19 protein-coding genes are annotated in these 17,158 nt (G+C 58.4%); 11 read left to right on the top strand and 8 right to left on the bottom strand.

Annotated elements, in window-relative coordinates; all coding sequences use genetic code 11:
• The first annotated feature begins 531 nt into the window (after positions 1 to 531).
• From rpmH to mnmE, 4 genes are all read left to right on the top strand, one after another.
• The gene (rpmH, locus tag ACWFVE_RS17190; protein WP_447530481.1) at positions 532 to 666 is read left to right on the top strand and encodes a 50S ribosomal protein L34; all 135 of its coding nucleotides are present in this window, start codon (positions 532 to 534) and stop codon (positions 664 to 666) included.
• Positions 667 to 679: 13 nt separating this feature from the next.
• A complete protein-coding gene (rnpA, locus tag ACWFVE_RS17185; RefSeq protein WP_447530480.1) occupies positions 680 to 1,081 on the top strand; it encodes a ribonuclease P protein component in 402 nt (133 codons plus the stop codon).
• A gap of 115 nt (positions 1,082 to 1,196) precedes the next feature.
• Positions 1,197 to 2,882: a membrane protein insertase YidC gene (yidC, locus tag ACWFVE_RS17180; RefSeq protein WP_447530479.1), complete on the top strand. Its 1,686-nt coding sequence runs from the start codon at positions 1,197 to 1,199 to the stop codon at positions 2,880 to 2,882.
• 103 nt (positions 2,883 to 2,985) lie between these two features.
• Positions 2,986 to 4,356 carry a tRNA uridine-5-carboxymethylaminomethyl(34) synthesis GTPase MnmE gene (mnmE, locus tag ACWFVE_RS17175; RefSeq protein WP_447530478.1) on the top strand — a complete coding sequence of 457 codons (1,371 nt, stop codon included), beginning with the start codon at positions 2,986 to 2,988 and terminating at the stop codon, positions 4,354 to 4,356.
• A gap of 277 nt (positions 4,357 to 4,633) precedes the next feature.
• On the opposite strand, the gene ACWFVE_RS17170 is transcribed toward mnmE, so the two are convergent.
• Together ACWFVE_RS17170 and rarD are read right to left on the bottom strand one after the other, a co-directional pair.
• Positions 4,634 to 5,725: a cobalamin-independent methionine synthase II family protein gene (locus ACWFVE_RS17170; protein ID WP_447530477.1), complete on the bottom strand. Its 1,092-nt coding sequence runs from the start codon at positions 5,723 to 5,725 to the stop codon at positions 4,634 to 4,636.
• A 111-nt stretch (positions 5,726 to 5,836) separates the two neighbouring features.
• Positions 5,837 to 6,745, bottom strand: a complete 909-nt coding sequence (gene rarD / locus ACWFVE_RS17165; RefSeq protein WP_447530476.1) for an EamA family transporter RarD — start codon at positions 6,743 to 6,745, stop codon at positions 5,837 to 5,839.
• A 108-nt stretch (positions 6,746 to 6,853) separates the two neighbouring features.
• On the opposite strand from rarD, the gene ACWFVE_RS17160 reads away from it, so the two are divergent.
• Positions 6,854 to 7,306 carry an Lrp/AsnC family transcriptional regulator gene (locus ACWFVE_RS17160; protein ID WP_447530475.1) on the top strand — a complete coding sequence of 151 codons (453 nt, stop codon included), beginning with the start codon at positions 6,854 to 6,856 and terminating at the stop codon, positions 7,304 to 7,306.
• A gap of 20 nt (positions 7,307 to 7,326) precedes the next feature.
• On the opposite strand, the gene ACWFVE_RS17155 is transcribed toward ACWFVE_RS17160, so the two are convergent.
• The 4 genes from ACWFVE_RS17155 to rdgB form a co-directional block, all read right to left on the bottom strand.
• Positions 7,327 to 8,169, bottom strand: a complete 843-nt coding sequence (locus tag ACWFVE_RS17155) for a 23S rRNA (adenine(2030)-N(6))-methyltransferase RlmJ (RefSeq protein WP_447530474.1) — start codon at positions 8,167 to 8,169, stop codon at positions 7,327 to 7,329.
• Between the two features lie 111 nt (positions 8,170 to 8,280).
• Positions 8,281 to 8,988 (bottom strand): OmpA family protein, encoded by a 708-nt coding sequence (locus ACWFVE_RS17150; protein WP_447530473.1) that lies wholly within the window; start codon positions 8,986 to 8,988, stop codon positions 8,281 to 8,283.
• 44 nt (positions 8,989 to 9,032) lie between these two features.
• Positions 9,033 to 10,199: a radical SAM family heme chaperone HemW gene (hemW, locus tag ACWFVE_RS17145; protein ID WP_447530472.1), complete on the bottom strand. Its 1,167-nt coding sequence runs from the start codon at positions 10,197 to 10,199 to the stop codon at positions 9,033 to 9,035.
• The gene (gene rdgB, locus ACWFVE_RS17140) at positions 10,192 to 10,800 is read right to left on the bottom strand and encodes an RdgB/HAM1 family non-canonical purine NTP pyrophosphatase (protein WP_447530471.1); all 609 of its coding nucleotides are present in this window, start codon (positions 10,798 to 10,800) and stop codon (positions 10,192 to 10,194) included. The genes hemW and rdgB overlap by 8 nt, the downstream gene beginning before the upstream one ends.
• Before the next feature lie 256 nt (positions 10,801 to 11,056).
• Here rdgB and ACWFVE_RS17135 point away from each other — a divergent pair, with 256 nt between their 5' ends.
• The 6 genes from ACWFVE_RS17135 (at position 11,057) to ACWFVE_RS17110 (ending at position 15,269) form a co-directional block, all read left to right on the top strand.
• The gene (locus tag ACWFVE_RS17135) at positions 11,057 to 11,749 is read left to right on the top strand and encodes a LuxR C-terminal-related transcriptional regulator (protein ID WP_447530470.1); all 693 of its coding nucleotides are present in this window, start codon (positions 11,057 to 11,059) and stop codon (positions 11,747 to 11,749) included.
• A 20-nt stretch (positions 11,750 to 11,769) separates the two neighbouring features.
• Positions 11,770 to 12,267 carry a CsgE family curli-type amyloid fiber assembly protein gene (locus ACWFVE_RS17130; RefSeq protein WP_447530469.1) on the top strand — a complete coding sequence of 166 codons (498 nt, stop codon included), beginning with the start codon at positions 11,770 to 11,772 and terminating at the stop codon, positions 12,265 to 12,267.
• Complete coding sequence (locus ACWFVE_RS17125; protein WP_447530468.1) at positions 12,267 to 12,689, top strand: curli assembly protein CsgF; 423 nt, start codon at positions 12,267 to 12,269, stop codon at positions 12,687 to 12,689. Before ACWFVE_RS17130 ends, ACWFVE_RS17125 begins: the two co-directional genes overlap by 1 nt.
• Positions 12,690 to 12,772: 83 nt before the next feature.
• Positions 12,773 to 13,603, top strand: coding sequence for a CsgG/HfaB family protein (locus tag ACWFVE_RS17120; RefSeq protein WP_447530467.1), 831 nt, complete (start codon positions 12,773 to 12,775; stop codon positions 13,601 to 13,603).
• A 248-nt stretch (positions 13,604 to 13,851) separates the two neighbouring features.
• Complete coding sequence (locus ACWFVE_RS17115) at positions 13,852 to 14,376, top strand: hypothetical protein (RefSeq protein WP_447530466.1); 525 nt, start codon at positions 13,852 to 13,854, stop codon at positions 14,374 to 14,376.
• Positions 14,377 to 14,432: 56 nt separating this feature from the next.
• A complete protein-coding gene (locus tag ACWFVE_RS17110; protein ID WP_447530465.1) occupies positions 14,433 to 15,269 on the top strand; it encodes a curlin subunit CsgB in 837 nt (278 codons plus the stop codon).
• 112 nt (positions 15,270 to 15,381) lie between these two features.
• Here ACWFVE_RS17110 and ACWFVE_RS17105 read toward each other — a convergent pair whose 3' ends face one another.
• Both ACWFVE_RS17105 and hemL read right to left on the bottom strand, forming a co-directional pair.
• A complete protein-coding gene (locus tag ACWFVE_RS17105; protein WP_447530464.1) occupies positions 15,382 to 15,651 on the bottom strand; it encodes a hypothetical protein in 270 nt (89 codons plus the stop codon).
• Between the two features lie 174 nt (positions 15,652 to 15,825).
• Positions 15,826 to 17,106 carry a glutamate-1-semialdehyde 2,1-aminomutase gene (hemL, locus tag ACWFVE_RS17100; RefSeq protein WP_447530463.1) on the bottom strand — a complete coding sequence of 427 codons (1,281 nt, stop codon included), beginning with the start codon at positions 17,104 to 17,106 and terminating at the stop codon, positions 15,826 to 15,828.
• Positions 17,107 to 17,158 lie beyond the last annotated feature (52 nt).

Genomic DNA, 17,158 nt, shown 5'->3' with positions numbered 1-17,158 from the left:
TCATCTCACCATCAGTTGAAAACGGCCGCCTATTGTAGCGCCCAAAGAGCTGGTTATCCACACGTGCAAGGGGCTCATTTCGGCCTGTGGACAACTTGCGATGAGCTTTTGGGACAAGTCGCGTAGACGCTGCGGATAAACCATCCACAGGGGCTTTTTTACCCGGTCGTCCACACCTGCCACACACCTTACAAGCCGCTTTTCTACGGTTTATGCACACATTTTTTATGCCTATAACAGTTTGTTTATAAAAAAATAAAAACACTTATCCACAAATAGTATCCCCACTATTAATAACAACAAGTTTTAAATAACTTCATTAGTAATAGTAGTTGCGTCAAAGGCGTCCATTAAAGGCATGTTACGAGCCGTTAGCGCATATTTAGCGTTTTTTGTGCGCAGAAAAATTGCACCGCGGCGCCGAAGTCTCTACAATTTCCGGTCTTGAATTGGATCTCCCCGGCTAGTTCCTCACTGGACCGGGTCGTTTGGAATTCACTTTCGTCCTAAACCACGTGGGAATAACGAGTTATGAAACGCACTTTTCAACCCAGCGTTCTTAAGCGCAAGCGCGCGCATGGCTTCCGTGCTCGTATGGCAACCAAAAATGGCCGTGCTGTCATTACACGCCGTCGCGCCAAAGGCCGTAAGCGTCTGAGCGCCTGATTTCGGATTGCGTGTGTCGCATCAAGGCTATCCCCGGGGTTTACGTTTACTGAACGCCGGGGATTTCAGCTACGTATTTGAGCAGGCAGACCTGAAAGTCCATGGCAAAGGTATGATGGCGCTCGCACGCTTCAATACCCGAGGTCATCCTCGCGTTGGACTGGTGGTCAGCAAGAAAAACGTCAAGCGTGCCGTTGACCGTAACCGCTTCAAGCGTCTCGTTAGAGAATCCGTTCGGCTTCGCCAACACCGCTTACCCTCTGTGGATATAGTGATATTGGCCAAGCGCGGTGTTCAGGATATCGATAATGAAACACTTTATCGCCAGCTACACGGCATGTGGAAACGACTTCAGCGCGACGCCTTGGCAGCACCACCGCCTCCCCCGCTTGCTAACGCTACGCATGGCGCTTGATCACACACTCCGCCGCTCGGCCTCGGCCTGCCTTAGGGCAGGCTTTCGTGTGTCTTGGGCCGAGTAAATGACGCCGCGCCATTAGCATGTTCACCACCCATCGGGCAGAACCCTCATGGACGTAAAACGACTTTTATTGCTGATTCCACTGGCTGTACTGGCCTATCTTCTAGTGATTCAGTGGAATCAGGACTACGGGCAAACCAGCTACGACTCGACGCCGGACATCACCCAGCGTGAAAGTACCGGGGCCAATACCGAGTCGGCCAACAATGACTTGACCGTACCCAGTACCGGCGCCCCCCAGGGTAGCGCCAACGAAGAGATGCCGGCAGAAGCAGCCGGTGAATCCGAAGGTCGCGACTTCATCGCCGTCACCACCGATGTACTCGATGTACGTATCGACCCCTACGGCGGGGATATCGTGTTCGCCGCCCTGCCCCAGCACAAGATGACCCTGGACTCCGAGCGCAACTACGTGCTGCTCTCGGACAACACCACGCGCAGCTACGTCGCGCGTTCGGGCATTCAGCTGGACGGTCAGGCAAGCCGTATCGCCTTCACGCCGGCGCGCAACGAATACCGCCTGGGTAACGAGGAGCAGACCCTCGAGGTCGACATGACCGCCGAGGTCAACGGCGTCGACGTCACCAAGCGGTTGACGTTTGAGCGCGATAGTTACGCAGTGGACGTCAGCTACTTCGTGGCCAACAACACCGAGAACCCGGTCAGCGCCCGCTTTATCGGCCAGCTTGCCCGGGACAACAGCCCGGACCCCTCCAGCGGCGTCACCTTGGGCATGAACTCCTACATGGGTGCGGCGTACTCCACGCCGGACACGCGTTACGACAAGATCGATTTCGACGACATTCAAAGCTCGAGCTTTGAAAACCGCGAAGCCGAAGGCGGCTGGATCGCGATGATCCAGCACTACTTCGTTTCGGCCTGGGCACCGTCGCAGAACCAGCAAAACCTCTACTACGTCACCACCGACGCACGCGATCGCAACGTGGTGGCCTTTGCCGGCCCGACCAGTAACGTTGCCGCCGAAGGCGAAGCGACGCTGGGCGCTACGCTCTACATGGGCCCCAAGGTGCAGGACTACCTGGAACAGGTCGCGCCCAACCTCCAGCTCACCGTGGACTACGGCTGGCTCTGGTTCATCGCCAACCCGCTTTTCTGGCTGCTGGACAAGATCCAGGACATCGTCGGTAACTGGGGTTGGTCGATCGTACTGCTGACCGTACTGGTCAAAACCGTGCTCTTCCCGCTCTCCGCCAAGGCGTACAAGTCGATGGCTCGGATGCGCAAGCTCGGCCCGGAGATGCAGCGTCTCAAGGAGATGTACGGCGACGACCGTCAGAAGATGTCTCAGGAGATGATGAAGTTCTACCAGAAAGAGAAGATCAACCCGCTGGGCGGCTGTCTTCCGATTCTGGTTCAGATGCCGGTGTTCATCGCGCTTTACTGGATGCTGCTGGAGTCCGTTGAGTTGCGTCACGCACCGTTCATGTTCTGGATTCAGGATCTCTCGGTGAAGGATCCCTACTTCATCCTGCCGATTTTGATGGGCATTTCGATGTTCGTTCAGCAGATGCTCAACCCGACTCCGCCGGATCCCATGCAGGCGAAGATCATGAAGATGCTTCCCATCATCTTTACCTTCTTCTTTTTGTGGTTCCCGGCAGGCCTGGTCATCTACTGGGTGGTCAACAACATCATCTCGGTGGCGCAGCAGTACTTCATTACCCGGCGCATCGAGAACGACCCCAGTGTCGGTAAAGGGATGCGAACCAAGTAATCGCCCCCCTCGCTTGACTCACCAGACCCCCGCCCTCGTGCGGGGGTCTGGCGTTCAAGGCCGGACAAATTCACAATACCGCCATTCATCCAGGAGGCGTGCCATGGCACAACGACTTTATACCCAGGACACGATCACCGCTCTTGCCACCCCGCCCGGACGCGGCGGTGTCGGCATCATTCGCGTCTCCGGGCCCGCCTGCGGCGATATCGCCCGTGCCATCCTGGGACGCTACCCTACCCCGCGTTACGCTCACTACGGCGCCTTTCACGGCGAAAACGCCATCATCGACGAAGGCGTGGCGCTCGTATTCGAGGGCCCGAACTCGTTTACCGGCGAAGACGTACTGGAGCTGCAGGGCCACGGCGGTCCGGTCATCATGGATATGCTGCTCGAGCGCTGCGTAGCCCTTGGCGCGCGTCTGGCAAGGCCTGGCGAGTTCTCCGAGCGCGCCTTTTTGAACGACAAGCTCGATTTGGCCCAGGCCGAGGCGATCGCCGACTTGATCGATGCGACCTCGCGCTCGGCGGCCCAAAACGCCGTGCGTTCGCTGCAGGGCGAGTTCTCCAACCGGGTAGCCCAGCTCGTCGAGCACTTGATCGCGCTGCGGGTCTACGTGGAAGCCGCCATCGATTTTCCCGAAGAGGAGATCGACTTTCTCGCCGACGGCCACGTGGCCAACCGCCTCAATGAGGTCCAGCAGTCGCTTTCTGAAGTGCGCCGCGCCGCGGGCCAGGGCGCGCTTTTGCGCGAGGGCATGAGCGTGGTGATCGCCGGGCGGCCCAACGCGGGTAAATCGAGCCTTTTAAATACCCTGACCGAGCAGGAGACGGCGATCGTCACCGAGATCGCCGGCACCACCCGGGACGTGCTGCGCGAGCATATTCACATCGACGGCATGCCGCTACACATCATCGACACCGCCGGGCTTAGAGACACCCCGGATGCGGTGGAGAAGATTGGCGTAGCCCGCGCTTGGGAGGAGATCGAGCGTGCCGACCGGGTGCTTTTGATGGTGGACGCCTCGACCACCGAGGCCACGGACCCAATGGACATCTGGCCCGAGTTCGTCGCCCGCCTACCCGATCAGAGTCGCCTGACGCTGGTGCGCAACAAGATCGATGAAAGCCAGGAAGACGCCGGGCTCGACGAGGCGGCCGCCACCCCGACGCTACGCCTGTCGGCGAAAACCGGGGCGGGTGTGGATAACTTAAAAACCCACCTGAAAGACGTGATGGGCTTTGCCGCCACCACCGAAGGGCGCTTCTCGGCCAGGCGGCGCCACCTGGACGCGCTGGACCGGGCCATGGCGGCACTGGACAACGGCCGTGCCCAGCTCGAAGGCATGGGCGCTGGCGAGCTGCTTGCCGAGGATCTGCGCGACGCTCAAGCCTCGCTTGGCGAGATCACCGGCGAGTTCAGCGCCGACGACCTGCTGGGCGAGATTTTCGGCAGTTTCTGTATTGGCAAGTAAGGCGACTCGGCGCTATGTTAGTAAGCGCTCACTTTGCTTGCAAGGTTCTAAATAAAACACTAAGAGGAGCCTCGTAAGCGAGCCAAGTAAGAGCGGCGCCATATGCTACCTACCGGAAGATAGGTACGGTTTACCAACACGACACCTCTTTATCTCCCCGCCACGTCTGCACACAAAAAACCCCGCCAGGCGCTGGCGGGGTTCGGTCAAAACACAAAACGGCGAATAAGGTGACTACCCGGGTAACGGCTTCATGCCCCAGGGCAGTGAAACGGAGCTAGTCACCCCAGACCTCGCGGGCGACGCGAACCACCAGCTCGAGCTTGGCCTGCTGCTCGGCCTCGGTGATCGCGTTGCCCTCTTCGGTAGAGGCAAAGCCGCACTGGGTGCTCAGGCAGAGCTGCTCGAGCGGGACGTACTGGGCCGCCTCATAAATACGCGCCTTGATCGCCTGCGGGTCTTCGAGCTCACCGGTTTTGGTCGTCACCAGGCCAAGCACCGCCTTCTGATGACCGGGCTTGATAAAGCGCAGCGGCTCGAAGCCGCCGGCGCGGTCGGAGTCGTACTCCAAAAAGAAGGCATCGATGGCCACCGTTCCGAACAGCAGCTCGGCGACCGGCTCGTAGCCGCCCTCGGAGATCCAGGTCGAGCGGAAATTGCCCCGGCAGACGTGCATGCCCACTACCAGGTCAGAAGGCTTGTCCGCCAGCGCCTCGTTGATCACCCGCGCGTAGGTTTGAGCGAGTTCGTCCGGGTCTTCGCCGCGCTCGATGACCTGGGCGCGCTGCTCGTCGGAGCAGAGATACGCCCAGACGGTATCGTCGAGCTGCAGGTAGCGACAGCCCGCAGCGTAAAACGCCTGAATCGCCTCCTTGTAGACCTGGGCCAGATCGTCAAAGAAGTCGTCGATATCGGGATACACGTCGCGACTTACAACATTACGCCCGCCGCGAAAGTGCAGCACGCTAGGGCTTGGGATGGTCATCTTGGGCGTGGCGCCGTCGCTGATACTCGCCAGATATTTGAAATCTTCGAGCATCGGGTGCGCGCCAAAGCCAAGCTTTCCGGTCACGCGCACGTTGCGCGATTTGGTCTGCACGCCGGAAAACTGGATGCCTTGCTCCGCGTCGTAGCCTTCCACGCCTTCCAGGCCCTCGAAGAAGTCGAAGTGCCACCAGGCACGACGGAACTCGCCGTCGGTGACCACCTTCAAGCCGCACTGGCACTGCTCGGCGACGGCGTGCTTGATCGCCGCGTCTTCTATTTGACGCAGGTCGCTTTGGCTTTTTTCACGGGCGTTCTTGATCGCCGCCGGGCGCAGCAGGCTGCCGACGACATCGGCGCGAAAAGGGGCTTTATGTTCGCTCATCGTACTCTCCTGCTCTGTTTGGGTGTTTCTCGATGCCCCATGCTCGCGCAAACCTGGCAGGGACAAAAGTGATCTTTTCTTGATACTGCGTGAATCATTTTAATAGTGCGGTCAGAAGGCCCTACGCGGGCGCTGCCTTGCCCTTTTCACCCCAAGCCCACCTTCCACACAGAGCACCGCCACAGCCAGCCAAATGGCGGCATAGGTTGGCCACTCGTTCGCGCTGACCGACTCCCCCATCCCTAGCGCCACCACGAACAACAGTAAAGGCTCGACATAGACCAGCAGGCCGAAAAGACTCAGGTTGAGAAGCGGCGCCGAGAGCGCCTGAAACACCAGCGCCAGGGCGCTTAACAGCCCAAGGCCGAGCACCAGGCCAAGCGGCGCGATGCTGGCGGCGCCCAGCACCTCCCCGCCTTGAACGATGAAATAGACGCTGACCGGCAGGGCCAGCAGCATATCGAACCAGAGACCGCCAATGTGGTTGGTATCGGTCACCCGGCGCAGCCAGAAATAGAGCGGATAGCCAAGGCTCACCAGAAGCGTTGGCCAGGCAAGCGCCTGGGAAAACAGCAGTTGATTGAGCGCCCCCGCCAGAGCGAGCAGTCTAGCGAGCGTCTGAAAGCGCGACAGGCGATCCTTGAAGGCTAGACGGCCAACGATGACCATGGTGATCGGCATCAGAAAGTACCCAAGCGACACCGCAAGCCCCTGGCCATTGCCCGGCGCCCACATGAAAAGCCACAGCTGGAGCGCAAGGAGCGCCGCGCCGAGTAATCGGGTTGCCCAGAAGTAGCGCTCGGCCTTGAGCCGCCGATAAACGAGCGCCACCTGTCCGCCATGGCCACGCAGCAGAATAAAAAACGTTAGGCAGGGAAAGGTGAGCAGCATCCGCCAACCGTATATTTCCCCACCATCGAGCGTATCCAGCAGCGACGTATAGGCGAACAGAAGCGCGAAAAAAAGCGAAGCCGTCACGTTCAAGACGACGCCGAGCGCCGTGTTAGGGGTGGTTTGCATAAAGCGTATCCGGGCCAAGCAGTGTCGCGATACTTTATTGCATCGAATACGATAAAGGCGCTCGAATTAACGCCTTACATTGATAAATTTTCTCACAGAGTGATCAGCATGGCCCTGGACGACTACGACCGTTCGCTACTCAAACATTTACAGAAGGAGTGCCAGACGCCGCTTCGCGAACTGGCCGAGACGGTGCATCTCTCCACCGCCTCCGTACAGCGGCGCATTCAGCGGCTCAAAAAGGAAGGCTACATAAAAGCAAACGTGGCGGTACTCGACCCGGACAAGCTGGGTCAGGTGATCACTATCTTCGTAGAAGTACGCGCAGACAAGACCCACGCCGCGGACCTGGACGCGCTGAAAGCTCGCTTCTCCGGCCCTGAAATCCAGCAGTGCTACTACGTCACCGGCGAAGCGGACTTCATGCTGGTGTTACTGGTCCCCAGCATGCGCCGCTTCCAGCAAATCTGCGATGCGCTTCTCCACGAAAACCCCAACGTTAAGTGGTTTCGCACCCTGGTGGCGCTGGACCGGGTCAAATCGACCCTCGAGGTCCTTTAAACGCCCCGCGAACGGCTTGTTTACTCCGCTACCAGCCACTGCGCCTGGTAGCGGCTCTCCTTGCCCAGAAGCGGGGTAACCCTGTCCATGGCCCCCTTTAGATGCTCATCGAGTCCCCAGGGCGGGTTGATCACCAGCATGCCGCTTGCGTACATACCGTGACTTTGCCCAGCGGGGGCGCGGTGTAGCTCGCTACGCCATATCTTGCGCACGCCGCTGGTCTTTAACGTCTCCATTAGCGTGTGGTGATGCCCCGCCGGAAGCAGTGGATACCAGATCATGATGACCGCGTGGCGGACCTTTTCGAGGGCGTGAATCACGGCGTCGGCCACCTCGCGGTACTCCGCTTTTTGCTCATAGCTTGGGTCGATCAATACGCAAAGTCGCGGTGTTTTGACCGGCACACGCTTTTTGAGCTCTTCCAGACCGTCGCCATAAAGGCGCTTTGCCGCTGGCGGTAGCGCTTGGGCGTCGAGTTCGGCGTGCTCCCGCGGGTGCAGCTCGCAAAGGCGCAGCGCGTCTTGCTCGCGAAGCCGCTGGGAAAGCCACCAGGGCGAGCCCGGGTAGTGGCTCAACGGGCCACTTTTTGGCTGGATCGTCTGAATACGCGCCAGCCATTCGTTCAAAAGTGGCTCGTCGAGCTGCTCCCGCGCCTGCCAGAGAGGCATGACCCCCTCGCGGTGCTCTTCGAGCTTCAAGGCCTCCCTGGTATCCAGAGGATAGAGCCCTCGACCCGCATGAGTATCCATATATGTAATAGCGCTTTCTTTACGTAATAGATAACCAGTGACGGCGTAAAGCGTAAGGTGCTTGTGGACATCGGCAAAGTTGCCGGCGTGGTAGGCGTGTTGATAAGAGAGCATAGCGGTTCACAACGCGGTGTAAAAAAAGCCCGCTATCAAATAATAGCGGGCTCGGATTAAAGGCCTTGGCCGGGGCGTTTGAGCCTACCGGCCTACCGGAGCATCAGCCGTTTAGTAGCCGCTGCCCTGGCCCTGCTGGCCTTGCTGACCCTGGCCGTTACCGGTGGGCGTCAGGGTAATTTCAACGCGGCGGTTCTGCGCGCGACCCTGGTCGGTGTCGTTGGTGGCCACCGGTTGATTGGCGCCGTAGCCGCGGGTGTTAAGACGCGATGAAGAGACACCGTTTTGGCCCAGGTAGCTGCCGACCGCCTGCGCGCGGCGCTCGGAGAGGCGCTGGTTGTAGTCCGCATTACCGACGCTGTCGGTATGGCCGGCGATGTTCACGCGAGTATCGGCGTACTGAGTGAGCACGTTGGCCACTTCGTTGAGCGCACTGCGTGCTTCACCGGTAAGCTCGGAAGAGTCGAAGCCAAAGGTTACGCTGCTGGGCATGTTGAGGACGATATCGTCGCCGCGGCGGTCGATTTCGATCCGCGAGCCCTGCAGGCTTTCGCGCAGCTGATTCTCCTGGCGGTCCATATAAGCGCCGACACCGGCACCGGCAGCGGCACCCACGGCGGCGCCGATCAAGGCACGGTCGCGGCGGCTGGTGGAACCATCACCGGAAAGCGCGCCGGCCGCCGCCCCTACCGCGGCACCAATACCTGTTCCCATACCGGTGCTGGAGCGCTGCGATTGGCCACCGTAAGGGTCAGAGGAAGCACAGCCGGCAATTAAAAGGGCGGCGGCTACCGGGGTCAGCAGTTGAGAAATACGCATCACTCACTCCTTAAAAAACTTATTTGATTAACCAGGCTGCCGGGCTAGTCGTCACTGATTTGCCCAAGCAGCTCGTTCAAGAATAATAGACCTTGCGGCGATGCACGTAGTTTTTCGGGCATTTCCATCAAAAGTCCTTTTTTGTCGGCACCGTGCAAGCGCGCCAACAAAGTCTCTAGCGGCTGACCGGTGTAGGCAGGCCACAGCGCCATGTCGACACCGTCGGTCAGGCGTAGCGCGTTCATGGCAAACTCAAGCGGAAGCTCGGAAGGCTCGATCACCGATTTGCCGGCGATAAAGCCGCGCGGGTCGGAGTGGCGGCGAAGATAGGCGTCGGGCTGGCGGGTTTTCCAGCGCCGCTCGATCGTCCAGCGGCCATCCGCCCCTATGTGCGAAAGTTTGCCGTGGGCACCGGCGCCTATCCCCAGGTAGTCGCCGAACTGCCAGTAGTTGAGGTTATGACGGCTTGCCTTACCAGGCCTTGCATAGGCGGATATTTCGTAACGTGAAAGACCCGCCTTGACGAGACGCTCGTGGCCTCGCTCCTGAATATCCCAAAGCGCCTCCTCTTCGGGGAGTACCGGGGGGCTTGAATGAAATGCGGTGTTGGGTTCGAGCGTTAGCTGATACCAGGAGAGATGCTCCGGCGAAAGCGCCAGCGCCTGGTCGATATCCTCCAGGGCAAGCGTAGGTGTCTGGCCCGGCAGACCGTGCATCAGGTCGATATTCAGGTTATCAAAGCCCGCCACGCGGGCATGGCCCACTGCCTTGATGGCTTCATCGGCGCTGTGAATGCGTCCAAGGGCCTCGAGCTGAGCGCTTTGAAAGCTTTGGGTGCCGATCGAAAGACGGTTGATCCCCGCCTCCCGGTAGCCAACGAAGCGCGCCTGTTCGGTGGTGCCCGGGTTGGCTTCCAGCGTGATTTCGATATTCGGGGCGAAGGGCAGTCGCGCCTGTACTTCGCCTAAAAGGCGTCGGTAAAACGCCGGCGAGAGCAAACTCGGCGTGCCGCCGCCGATAAAGATCGTGGCGAGTTCGCGCCCGTCGGCCAGGGCCAGGTCATCGTCCAGGTCACTTAAAAGCGCCGCGAGATAGGCCTTTTCCGGCAGCGCCTGGGAAGTCGGCTCGTGGGAGTTGAAGTCGCAATAAGGGCACTTGCGAACGCACCAGGGGGTGTGGATATAAAGCGAAAGCGGCGGGGTACTACCCATGCGCCACCTTCAAAAAATCGACCAGGCCCTGCAGGGCGCGGCCGCGATGGCTCAGTCGATTTTTGGTATCCGCGGGCAGCTCGGCCACGCTCATGCTCTGCTCGGGTAGCCAGAAAAGCGGGTCGTAACCGAAACCGTTTTCGCCTCGCGGATGGGCGAGAATCTCACCGTCCCAACTGCGCTGAACGATAATCGGTACCGGATCCTCGGCGTGGCGCAGGTACACCAGCACGCACCAGTAGCGCCCGCTACGCTGGCCCTCGGCGCAATCGGCAAGCGCACTCAAGAGTTTTTCGTTGTTGCGTTCATCGCTTTTGGGCTCGCCGGCAAAGCGCGCCGAGTAGATCCCCGGGGCACCGTGGAGCGCGTCGACTTCCAAACCCGAGTCATCGGCCAGCGCCGGCAACCCGCTAACCCGGCTGGCCTCGCGCGCCTTGAGCAGCGCATTTTCGACGAAGGTCAATCCGGTCTCTTCTACGTCATGAACGCCAAACTCCGACTGCAGGCGCACATCGAGCATCAAGGGGGCCAAAAGCTGTTTGAACTCTTTTAACTTGCCAGCATTGCCACTGGCTAACACAAGCGTATTGACGGCGGACATGGCGTAACCTCCCAGTAAGAGCCGCTCAGTTTACGCCTAACCGCACGCCAGCTAAAGATGCCTCGTCATCAGTACGGCCTCCCACCGGCCGTCTGCTGCCGCGCATCCAGTTTTTACCCCTATATTTCCTAATCGCATACTTCCATGAGCATTACTATTCGAACATTTTTAGTAACATAACTTTACTAAAAAATTATTATAGGTAACAATCTGCCCATGATCGTCTCACACTTTATTAGCAGCCGGAGGGTTATCAATGGCGCAGCACAAAACCCCGGGCGTGGTGTATATCGTCACCGAAAAAAGCCCTCAGTCTCACTTGTTTGCCGAGTATTTGAATAAGCAGACGGGTTACACCATTCATCTGTATGCCCCCGGGGTTTCACTGCCGGAGGCCACTATCGGCAAACAGCTTCTGCTGGTGGATGCCGACCACGTCAGCGTCGACGCCATCCCGGATTGGCAGGAGAAGCTTCCCGAGTCGCTCTCCCAGGCGCCGCTGGCGGCGTTTAACATCCGCGACATGGATCACGCCCTGGAAGCCCTCTCCTGCTCCCAGCTCAAGGGGGTGTTCTACCGTAACGAGAGTCTCGAGGTGATCTGCAAGGGCATTCACGCCCTGCTCAACGAAGAGCTTTGGATGTCCCGCGATTTAATGGCGCGGCTGATCATTTTTTACCGCAAATACCAAAGCAATGCGTTCCGCCCGGCCTGCGGGCTGACCAACCGGGAGATGGAGATCATCTCGCTTCTCAGCGGCGGGTCCTCCAACCAGCAGATCGCAGAAAAGCTTTTTGTCAGCGAGCACACGGTCAAATCGCACCTTTACAACATCTTTAGAAAGATCAATGTGCATAACCGTATTCAAGCGCTGAACTGGATCCACCAGAATCTCGGCCCCATCCTGCCCAATATCGAGACGGCGCGTAGCCTGCAGCGCGGGCGCTAAACCCTAACGAGAAAACGACCATGGTCTTGTATCGCACGCTTCTGCTGTTGGGTGCGCTGTCACTGGCGCTTGCGGGACCGGTATCGGCAAGCGACTCGCTGCCGGGAAACGAGCAGGCAGCGGTCGATGCGATCAACCGTCTCTCCGGCCCTGACGGGGCCGAGGTTGAGCCGCGCGGCTACGGTAGCAGCGAGCTGACCGGTGTGATGGTCGACCGCACCATCACCATGGCAGGCAAGACCTTCTACCGCGCTTTTAGCCAGCGGGCCATGGGTAATCCGCTGATCAATAACGCGACCCTCATTGTTCAGGAGCGTCCGGATGCCCGCTGGGGAAGCCAGCTTTGGATCCTGCAGGGCAACCAGATGTATTTCCGTACACAGCTTTCGCCACGCATCAATCAGGCGGATCAAGCGGCAGAAGAGGCCGTGCAAATCGTTCAGGACGCGCTGCTGCGCGAGCAGTTGGCTACCACCCTGACCTTCGATAAAGACCTGGGAAGTGAGGAATTACGATAATGAACGTCAAACGACACCCCCTGTGGCTAGGCACTATCGCGGTGGTAGCGCTTGCCGGGGGGAGCGCTGCGTTGGCAGGGGATCTGGTGTACCGGCCGCTGAACCCATCCTTTGGTGGCGACCCCTTCATGGGCACGTATCTGCTGGGTAAGGCGCAGGCGCAAGACACCAACACCGACCCCAATGCACGCAGCATACAGCAGCTCTCCTCCACGGACCGTTTGGTTCAGAACCTGGAAAGCCGGCTGATTTCACAGCTGATTTCCGATGTAGGCGCGGGTAACGTCAATCAGGGCTCTTTCGATAGCGGCGAGTTCAACGTAGTGGTCAGCGACAACGGCGGCCAGCTCGTGGTGCGCGTGGTGGACAAGCTTACCGGCGATGTCACCAATATCAGCGTGGGCGGGCTCTTCAACCCATAGTGAAGCGGTATTCGACACTGTTCAAAAATCAACCGGCTCAACACCAACATAACGCTTACGTGTGTCGTCAGGGGAACCTCTAAATGAAAATCATCGCTTCACTCATGCTGGCGGCGCTGTTGAGCGGCTGCGCCGGCATGGTCGCTAATTCCAACAATCTGGAAGGCGCCCAGGCCACACTGACCCCCCGCGGCTCGACCTATCAAGACCTGGTTTCTTTACCGCCACCGGCGGGTAAAATTTTCGTTTCCGTCTACGACTTTCGCGATCAAACCGGCCAATACCGCCCGGCACCGGCCAGCACGTTCTCGACCGCGGTGACCCAGGGCGCGGCGGCCATGCTGACCGGGGCGCTGGCGGACTCCGGCTGGTTCATTCCGCTAGAGCGGGTCGGCCTGCAGAATCTTCTAACCGAGCGGCGTATCATCCGCGCCGAGTTCGAACGCTTCAATCAGCCGGATACACTCCCTTCGCTGCGCGCGGCCTCGGTCATGCTCGAAGGTGGCATCATCGCCTACGAATCCAACGTGCGTACCGGCGGTGCCGGAGCGGAATACTTCGGTATCGGCGCGTCGGGCCAATATCAGGTGGATCAGGTGACGGTCAACCTGCGTGCGGTCGAAATATCCACCGGCGAGATACTCGCCAACGTCACCACGACCAAAACCATCTATTCGAAAGAGCTTCGCGCAGGCGTTTACCGGTTTATCGATTTCCGGCGCTTACTGGAAGCCGAAGTCGGCATTACCTCCAATGAGCCTGTTCAGATGGCCGTCATGTCGGCGGTCGAGTCGGCGGTCATTCATCTCATTGCCCGGGGCGTCGAGAATAATCTCTGGAACCTGGCCAACAACGCTAACATGCAGAACACCCTATTAGCCGAGTATCTTAATGCGCCAACGCCTGCTTTATAGGCCACTATCATGATTGGCCTACTAAAAAAATAGTCATACGTTTAATTAACAAAAGCGGCGCTACTTAACGGTAGCGCCGCTTTTGTTAATTTTATTACGGGATATTAGAAAAACCGTACTTCAGGGGCCCGCTGTTTTTAGATATTTGATCACGCGTTTAAGAAAAGCCCTGATAGCGCAATTTATTAAATAGTCCAAACTCGACGCATCAATACACTTAGATACAAAACTTTTCAAAAGGTAATGAGATGAAGACTCGACAGGCGTTTTTACCACGTAAAACGCTGGCGCTCTCGAAGCCCCTGGTTCGGTCTTTTCTAGCGTTTTTCATCACCTATTCAGCCGCGGTGAATGCCCAAGCGCAAAGCCGTGTAGAGCAGTACGCTAAAACCTCTCAAGCACCTGTTTATAAAGAAAATTACAGCATTATAAGACAAAACGGCCATCACAACCGTACCGCCGTAACACAGTCGTATTCCGCCCAATATCAACACGGCAACTTTTCCAATATTCGCCAAACCGGCAACTTCAATACCGCCTCCATTACGCAAGCCGGAGGTAATAATGCCGGGGTCATTTTACAAAATGGCGACCGTCACCTCGCCACGATCAATCAATCCTATGGCGTTCAGGGGTTACAAGCCTTTGTTTCCCAAACGGGTCATCAAAGCGATATCGAGATTTCACAATCGGGGAGTGGCTACCGCAGCGTTAGCGTGGAACAGCAGGCGTTCTCGGGTAACGCACGACCAGTCATCGTCGAAACTTACTGAGCCAATCGCTTTGTCTCAGTAACAACTAAAGCAAACGTCTTGAAGGGGAAATCCACATGAAAACTCAAATCGCCACTATTACCGCCGCCATTGCCATCACCATGAGCGCTGCTGCTTCCGCCCAGTTCGCTGGAAGTAACTCCACTATCTATCAAAGTGGCGACCACAACGCCAACAACGTAACCCAGTGGGGTTCACAGGCATCTCGTGTTCATCAAAACGGCGCGTACAACAAAACGACCGTCAACCAGGATGACGTTGACGGCGTTGCCACCACGCTTCCGGGCTGGAACGATTCAGGTATCGAGCAGGTCGGCGAAGGCAACGTGGCAAGCGTTGATCAGATGGGCGCCAAGAACCAGTCAACCATCTACCAGGGCGGCCTGAACAACCAAGCCTCTGCTGACCAGAACGGGGTTGCCAACGTCTCTGTTACCAACCAAAACGGCGAAAACAACACGACGGATGTTACCCAGGACGGCTGGCTGAACGACAGCTATGCCTATCAGGAAGGTACTGGTAACAACGCCACCGTCACCCAGGAAGGCAAGCTCAATCAGTCCGTCATCGAGTCTATCGGCAGCAGCAACGACGCCACTATCGCTCAGGATGGCACCGCCAATGACAGCTACGCCTACCTGGAAGGCAACAACAACGTGGCCAACGTCAGCCAGCAAGGTTATTACAACGAGAGCAATATTTTGACCACTGGCGGCTACAACACGGCCGACATCTCGCAGTCTGGCTACAACCACGACTCCTACGCTTACACCGAAGGTTACGGCAACCAGCAAACCGTCTCCCAAAGCGGCAGCTTCTTCGGCGGCGGCCACACCTCCAGCATCACTACCGTGGGCAACAACAACATGAACGTTGTCGCTCAAGGCCACTAAGCCAAGGCTTTGATGCCAGATCCCCGATATCAGGTCCTCCACGCGCTGCTCGCTTGAAGGGCCTGGATTCAAAAAACCGCCCTTCGGGGCGGTTTTTTTATGACGTCTTTTACTAGCGAATCGTCAAGGTGAGCGTGCCGCCCTTACCCTGGGTCGACGAACGCGAACGGTTGGTGCCCTTCAAAATATCCACTTCCAGCCGTTCGTTATCGGTTAAAAGCGTCACCTCCCCCTCGAGCGCGGTGCCTTCATAGCTGAATTCAAAGGGTACGCTTTTGCGTTCCTCAAAGTACTCGGTGACTTCATCGCCGTTGCTCACCCGCCAATGGGCGGAAAACTCGGCACCTGGCGTGCCGCTCACGTTGATTTGAATTTGGGTCATATGCTGCTCCTGATAGGCAAGCGCGCCTGTGGATAAAGCAGAGGCCAGGCTTGCAACGCCAAGGGTGTAAGACCAAAACGACTGCCATTTCACGATGATTGGCCTCGTTAACCAACAGCGCCGCTTCGATGAGCGGCGCTTTGAGTATAGCAGTGCGTTGGCCAAAGCCGCGGTTTATAGAAGGGCAAACGCCTTCTCGGCGGCGTCCAGGGTTTGCTGAATGTCTTCCGGCGCGTGGGCACTGGACATAAAGCCCGCCTCATAAGCCGAAGGCGCTAGGTAAACGCCCTGGTCCAGCATGGCGCTGAAAAAGCGCCGGAACATGTCCGCATCGCAAGCGGTTGCCTGGGCAAAGTTATCCACACGCGTTTGCGAGGTGAAAAAGAGCCCGAACATGCCCCCGGCGGACTGGGTCATCATGGCCACGTTCGCCGCATTCGCGCGCTCTTGCAGGCCTTCGCAAAGCGTTTGCACTCGCTGGGTCAGCGCATCGTGAAAGCCCGGTGTCTTGAGCTTTTGCAACAGCGTAACGCCAGCGGCCATGGCCAGCGGGTTGCCCGAGAGCGTACCGGCTTGATAAACCGGGCCCATGGGCGAGACGTTTTGCATGATGTCGCGCCGGCCGCCAAAGGCACCCACCGGCATACCGCCGCCGACGATCTTGCCAAGGCAGGTCAAATCCGGGGTGATACCGTAGTGGGCCTGGGCGCCGCCGAGCGCGACGCGAAAGCCGGTCATCACCTCGTCGAAAATCAACAAGCTACCGTACTCGTTGCACACCCGGCGTAGCGTTTCCAAAAAGCCGGGCTGAGGCGGAATGCAGTTCATGTTGCCCGCCACGGGTTCGACGATAATGCAGGCGATCTGCTCGCCGATTTCGGCAAAGCAGGCCTCTACGCCTTCCGGGTCGTTATAGGAGAGCGTGATGGTGTGCTCGGCAAGCGAGGCCGGCACGCCCGGCGAGCTCGGCTCGCCGTGGGTCAGCGCCCCGGAGCCGGCTTTCACCAGCAGCGAGTCGGAGTGACCGTGGTAGTTACCCTCGAACTTGACGATCTTGTCCCGGCCGGTGCTGCCCCGGGCCAGGCGAATCGCGGACATCGTTGCCTCGGTGCCGGAGCTTGTCATGCGCACCATATCCATGGACGGGATCATTTCGCAGATCAGATCCGCCATGGTGGTTTCCACCGCAGTGGGCGTGCCGAAGGAAAGTCCGTTATCGAGGCGTGCACGTACCGCATCGAGCACGTCCGGGTCGGCATGGCCGGTGATCATCGGCCCCCAGGAACCGACGTAGTCGATATAGCGCTTGCCCTCGACGTCGAACAGGTAAGCCCCCTGGGCGCGCTCCATGAAGACCGGCGGGCGGTGAAGGCCCTTGAACGCGCGAACCGGCGAGTTGACCCCGCCGGGAATATGGCGGCTTGCAAGTTCAAAGAGTTCGGCAGAAGTGGTCATGGCATCCTCAACGTGAATGACTCGAAAGTGAATAGCTTAGTCCTTTAAACGC

The sequence above is a fragment of the Vreelandella mediterranea genome (assembly GCF_970647075.1).
Note: the sequence above shows the minus strand (reverse complement) of the source record. Positions and strands in the feature narration are given on the sequence as shown.

Bases quoted from the DNA above. Each gene is read 5' to 3' on its own strand.
- rpmH (WP_447530481.1), top strand. From the start codon at position 532: ATGAAACGCACTTTTCAACCCAGCGTTCTTAAGCGCAAGCGCGCGCAT.
- yidC (WP_447530479.1), top strand. From the start codon at position 1,197: ATGGACGTAAAACGACTTTTATTGCTGATTCCACTGGCTGTACTGGCC.
- mnmE (WP_447530478.1), top strand. From the start codon at position 2,986: ATGGCACAACGACTTTATACCCAGGACACGATCACCGCTCTTGCCACC.
- ACWFVE_RS17170 (WP_447530477.1), bottom strand. From the start codon at position 5,725: ATGAGCGAACATAAAGCCCCTTTTCGCGCCGATGTCGTCGGCAGCCTG.
- rarD (WP_447530476.1), bottom strand. From the start codon at position 6,745: ATGCAAACCACCCCTAACACGGCGCTCGGCGTCGTCTTGAACGTGACG.
- ACWFVE_RS17160 (WP_447530475.1), top strand. From the start codon at position 6,854: ATGGCCCTGGACGACTACGACCGTTCGCTACTCAAACATTTACAGAAG.
- ACWFVE_RS17155 (WP_447530474.1), bottom strand. From the start codon at position 8,169: ATGCTCTCTTATCAACACGCCTACCACGCCGGCAACTTTGCCGATGTC.
- ACWFVE_RS17150 (WP_447530473.1), bottom strand. From the start codon at position 8,988: ATGCGTATTTCTCAACTGCTGACCCCGGTAGCCGCCGCCCTTTTAATT.
- hemW (WP_447530472.1), bottom strand. From the start codon at position 10,199: ATGGGTAGTACCCCGCCGCTTTCGCTTTATATCCACACCCCCTGGTGC.
- rdgB (WP_447530471.1), bottom strand. From the start codon at position 10,800: ATGTCCGCCGTCAATACGCTTGTGTTAGCCAGTGGCAATGCTGGCAAG.
- ACWFVE_RS17135 (WP_447530470.1), top strand. From the start codon at position 11,057: ATGGCGCAGCACAAAACCCCGGGCGTGGTGTATATCGTCACCGAAAAA.
- ACWFVE_RS17130 (WP_447530469.1), top strand. From the start codon at position 11,770: ATGGTCTTGTATCGCACGCTTCTGCTGTTGGGTGCGCTGTCACTGGCG.
- ACWFVE_RS17125 (WP_447530468.1), top strand. From the start codon at position 12,267: ATGAACGTCAAACGACACCCCCTGTGGCTAGGCACTATCGCGGTGGTA.
- ACWFVE_RS17120 (WP_447530467.1), top strand. From the start codon at position 12,773: ATGAAAATCATCGCTTCACTCATGCTGGCGGCGCTGTTGAGCGGCTGC.
- ACWFVE_RS17115 (WP_447530466.1), top strand. From the start codon at position 13,852: ATGAAGACTCGACAGGCGTTTTTACCACGTAAAACGCTGGCGCTCTCG.
- ACWFVE_RS17110 (WP_447530465.1), top strand. From the start codon at position 14,433: ATGAAAACTCAAATCGCCACTATTACCGCCGCCATTGCCATCACCATG.
- ACWFVE_RS17105 (WP_447530464.1), bottom strand. From the start codon at position 15,651: ATGACCCAAATTCAAATCAACGTGAGCGGCACGCCAGGTGCCGAGTTT.
- hemL (WP_447530463.1), bottom strand. From the start codon at position 17,106: ATGACCACTTCTGCCGAACTCTTTGAACTTGCAAGCCGCCATATTCCC.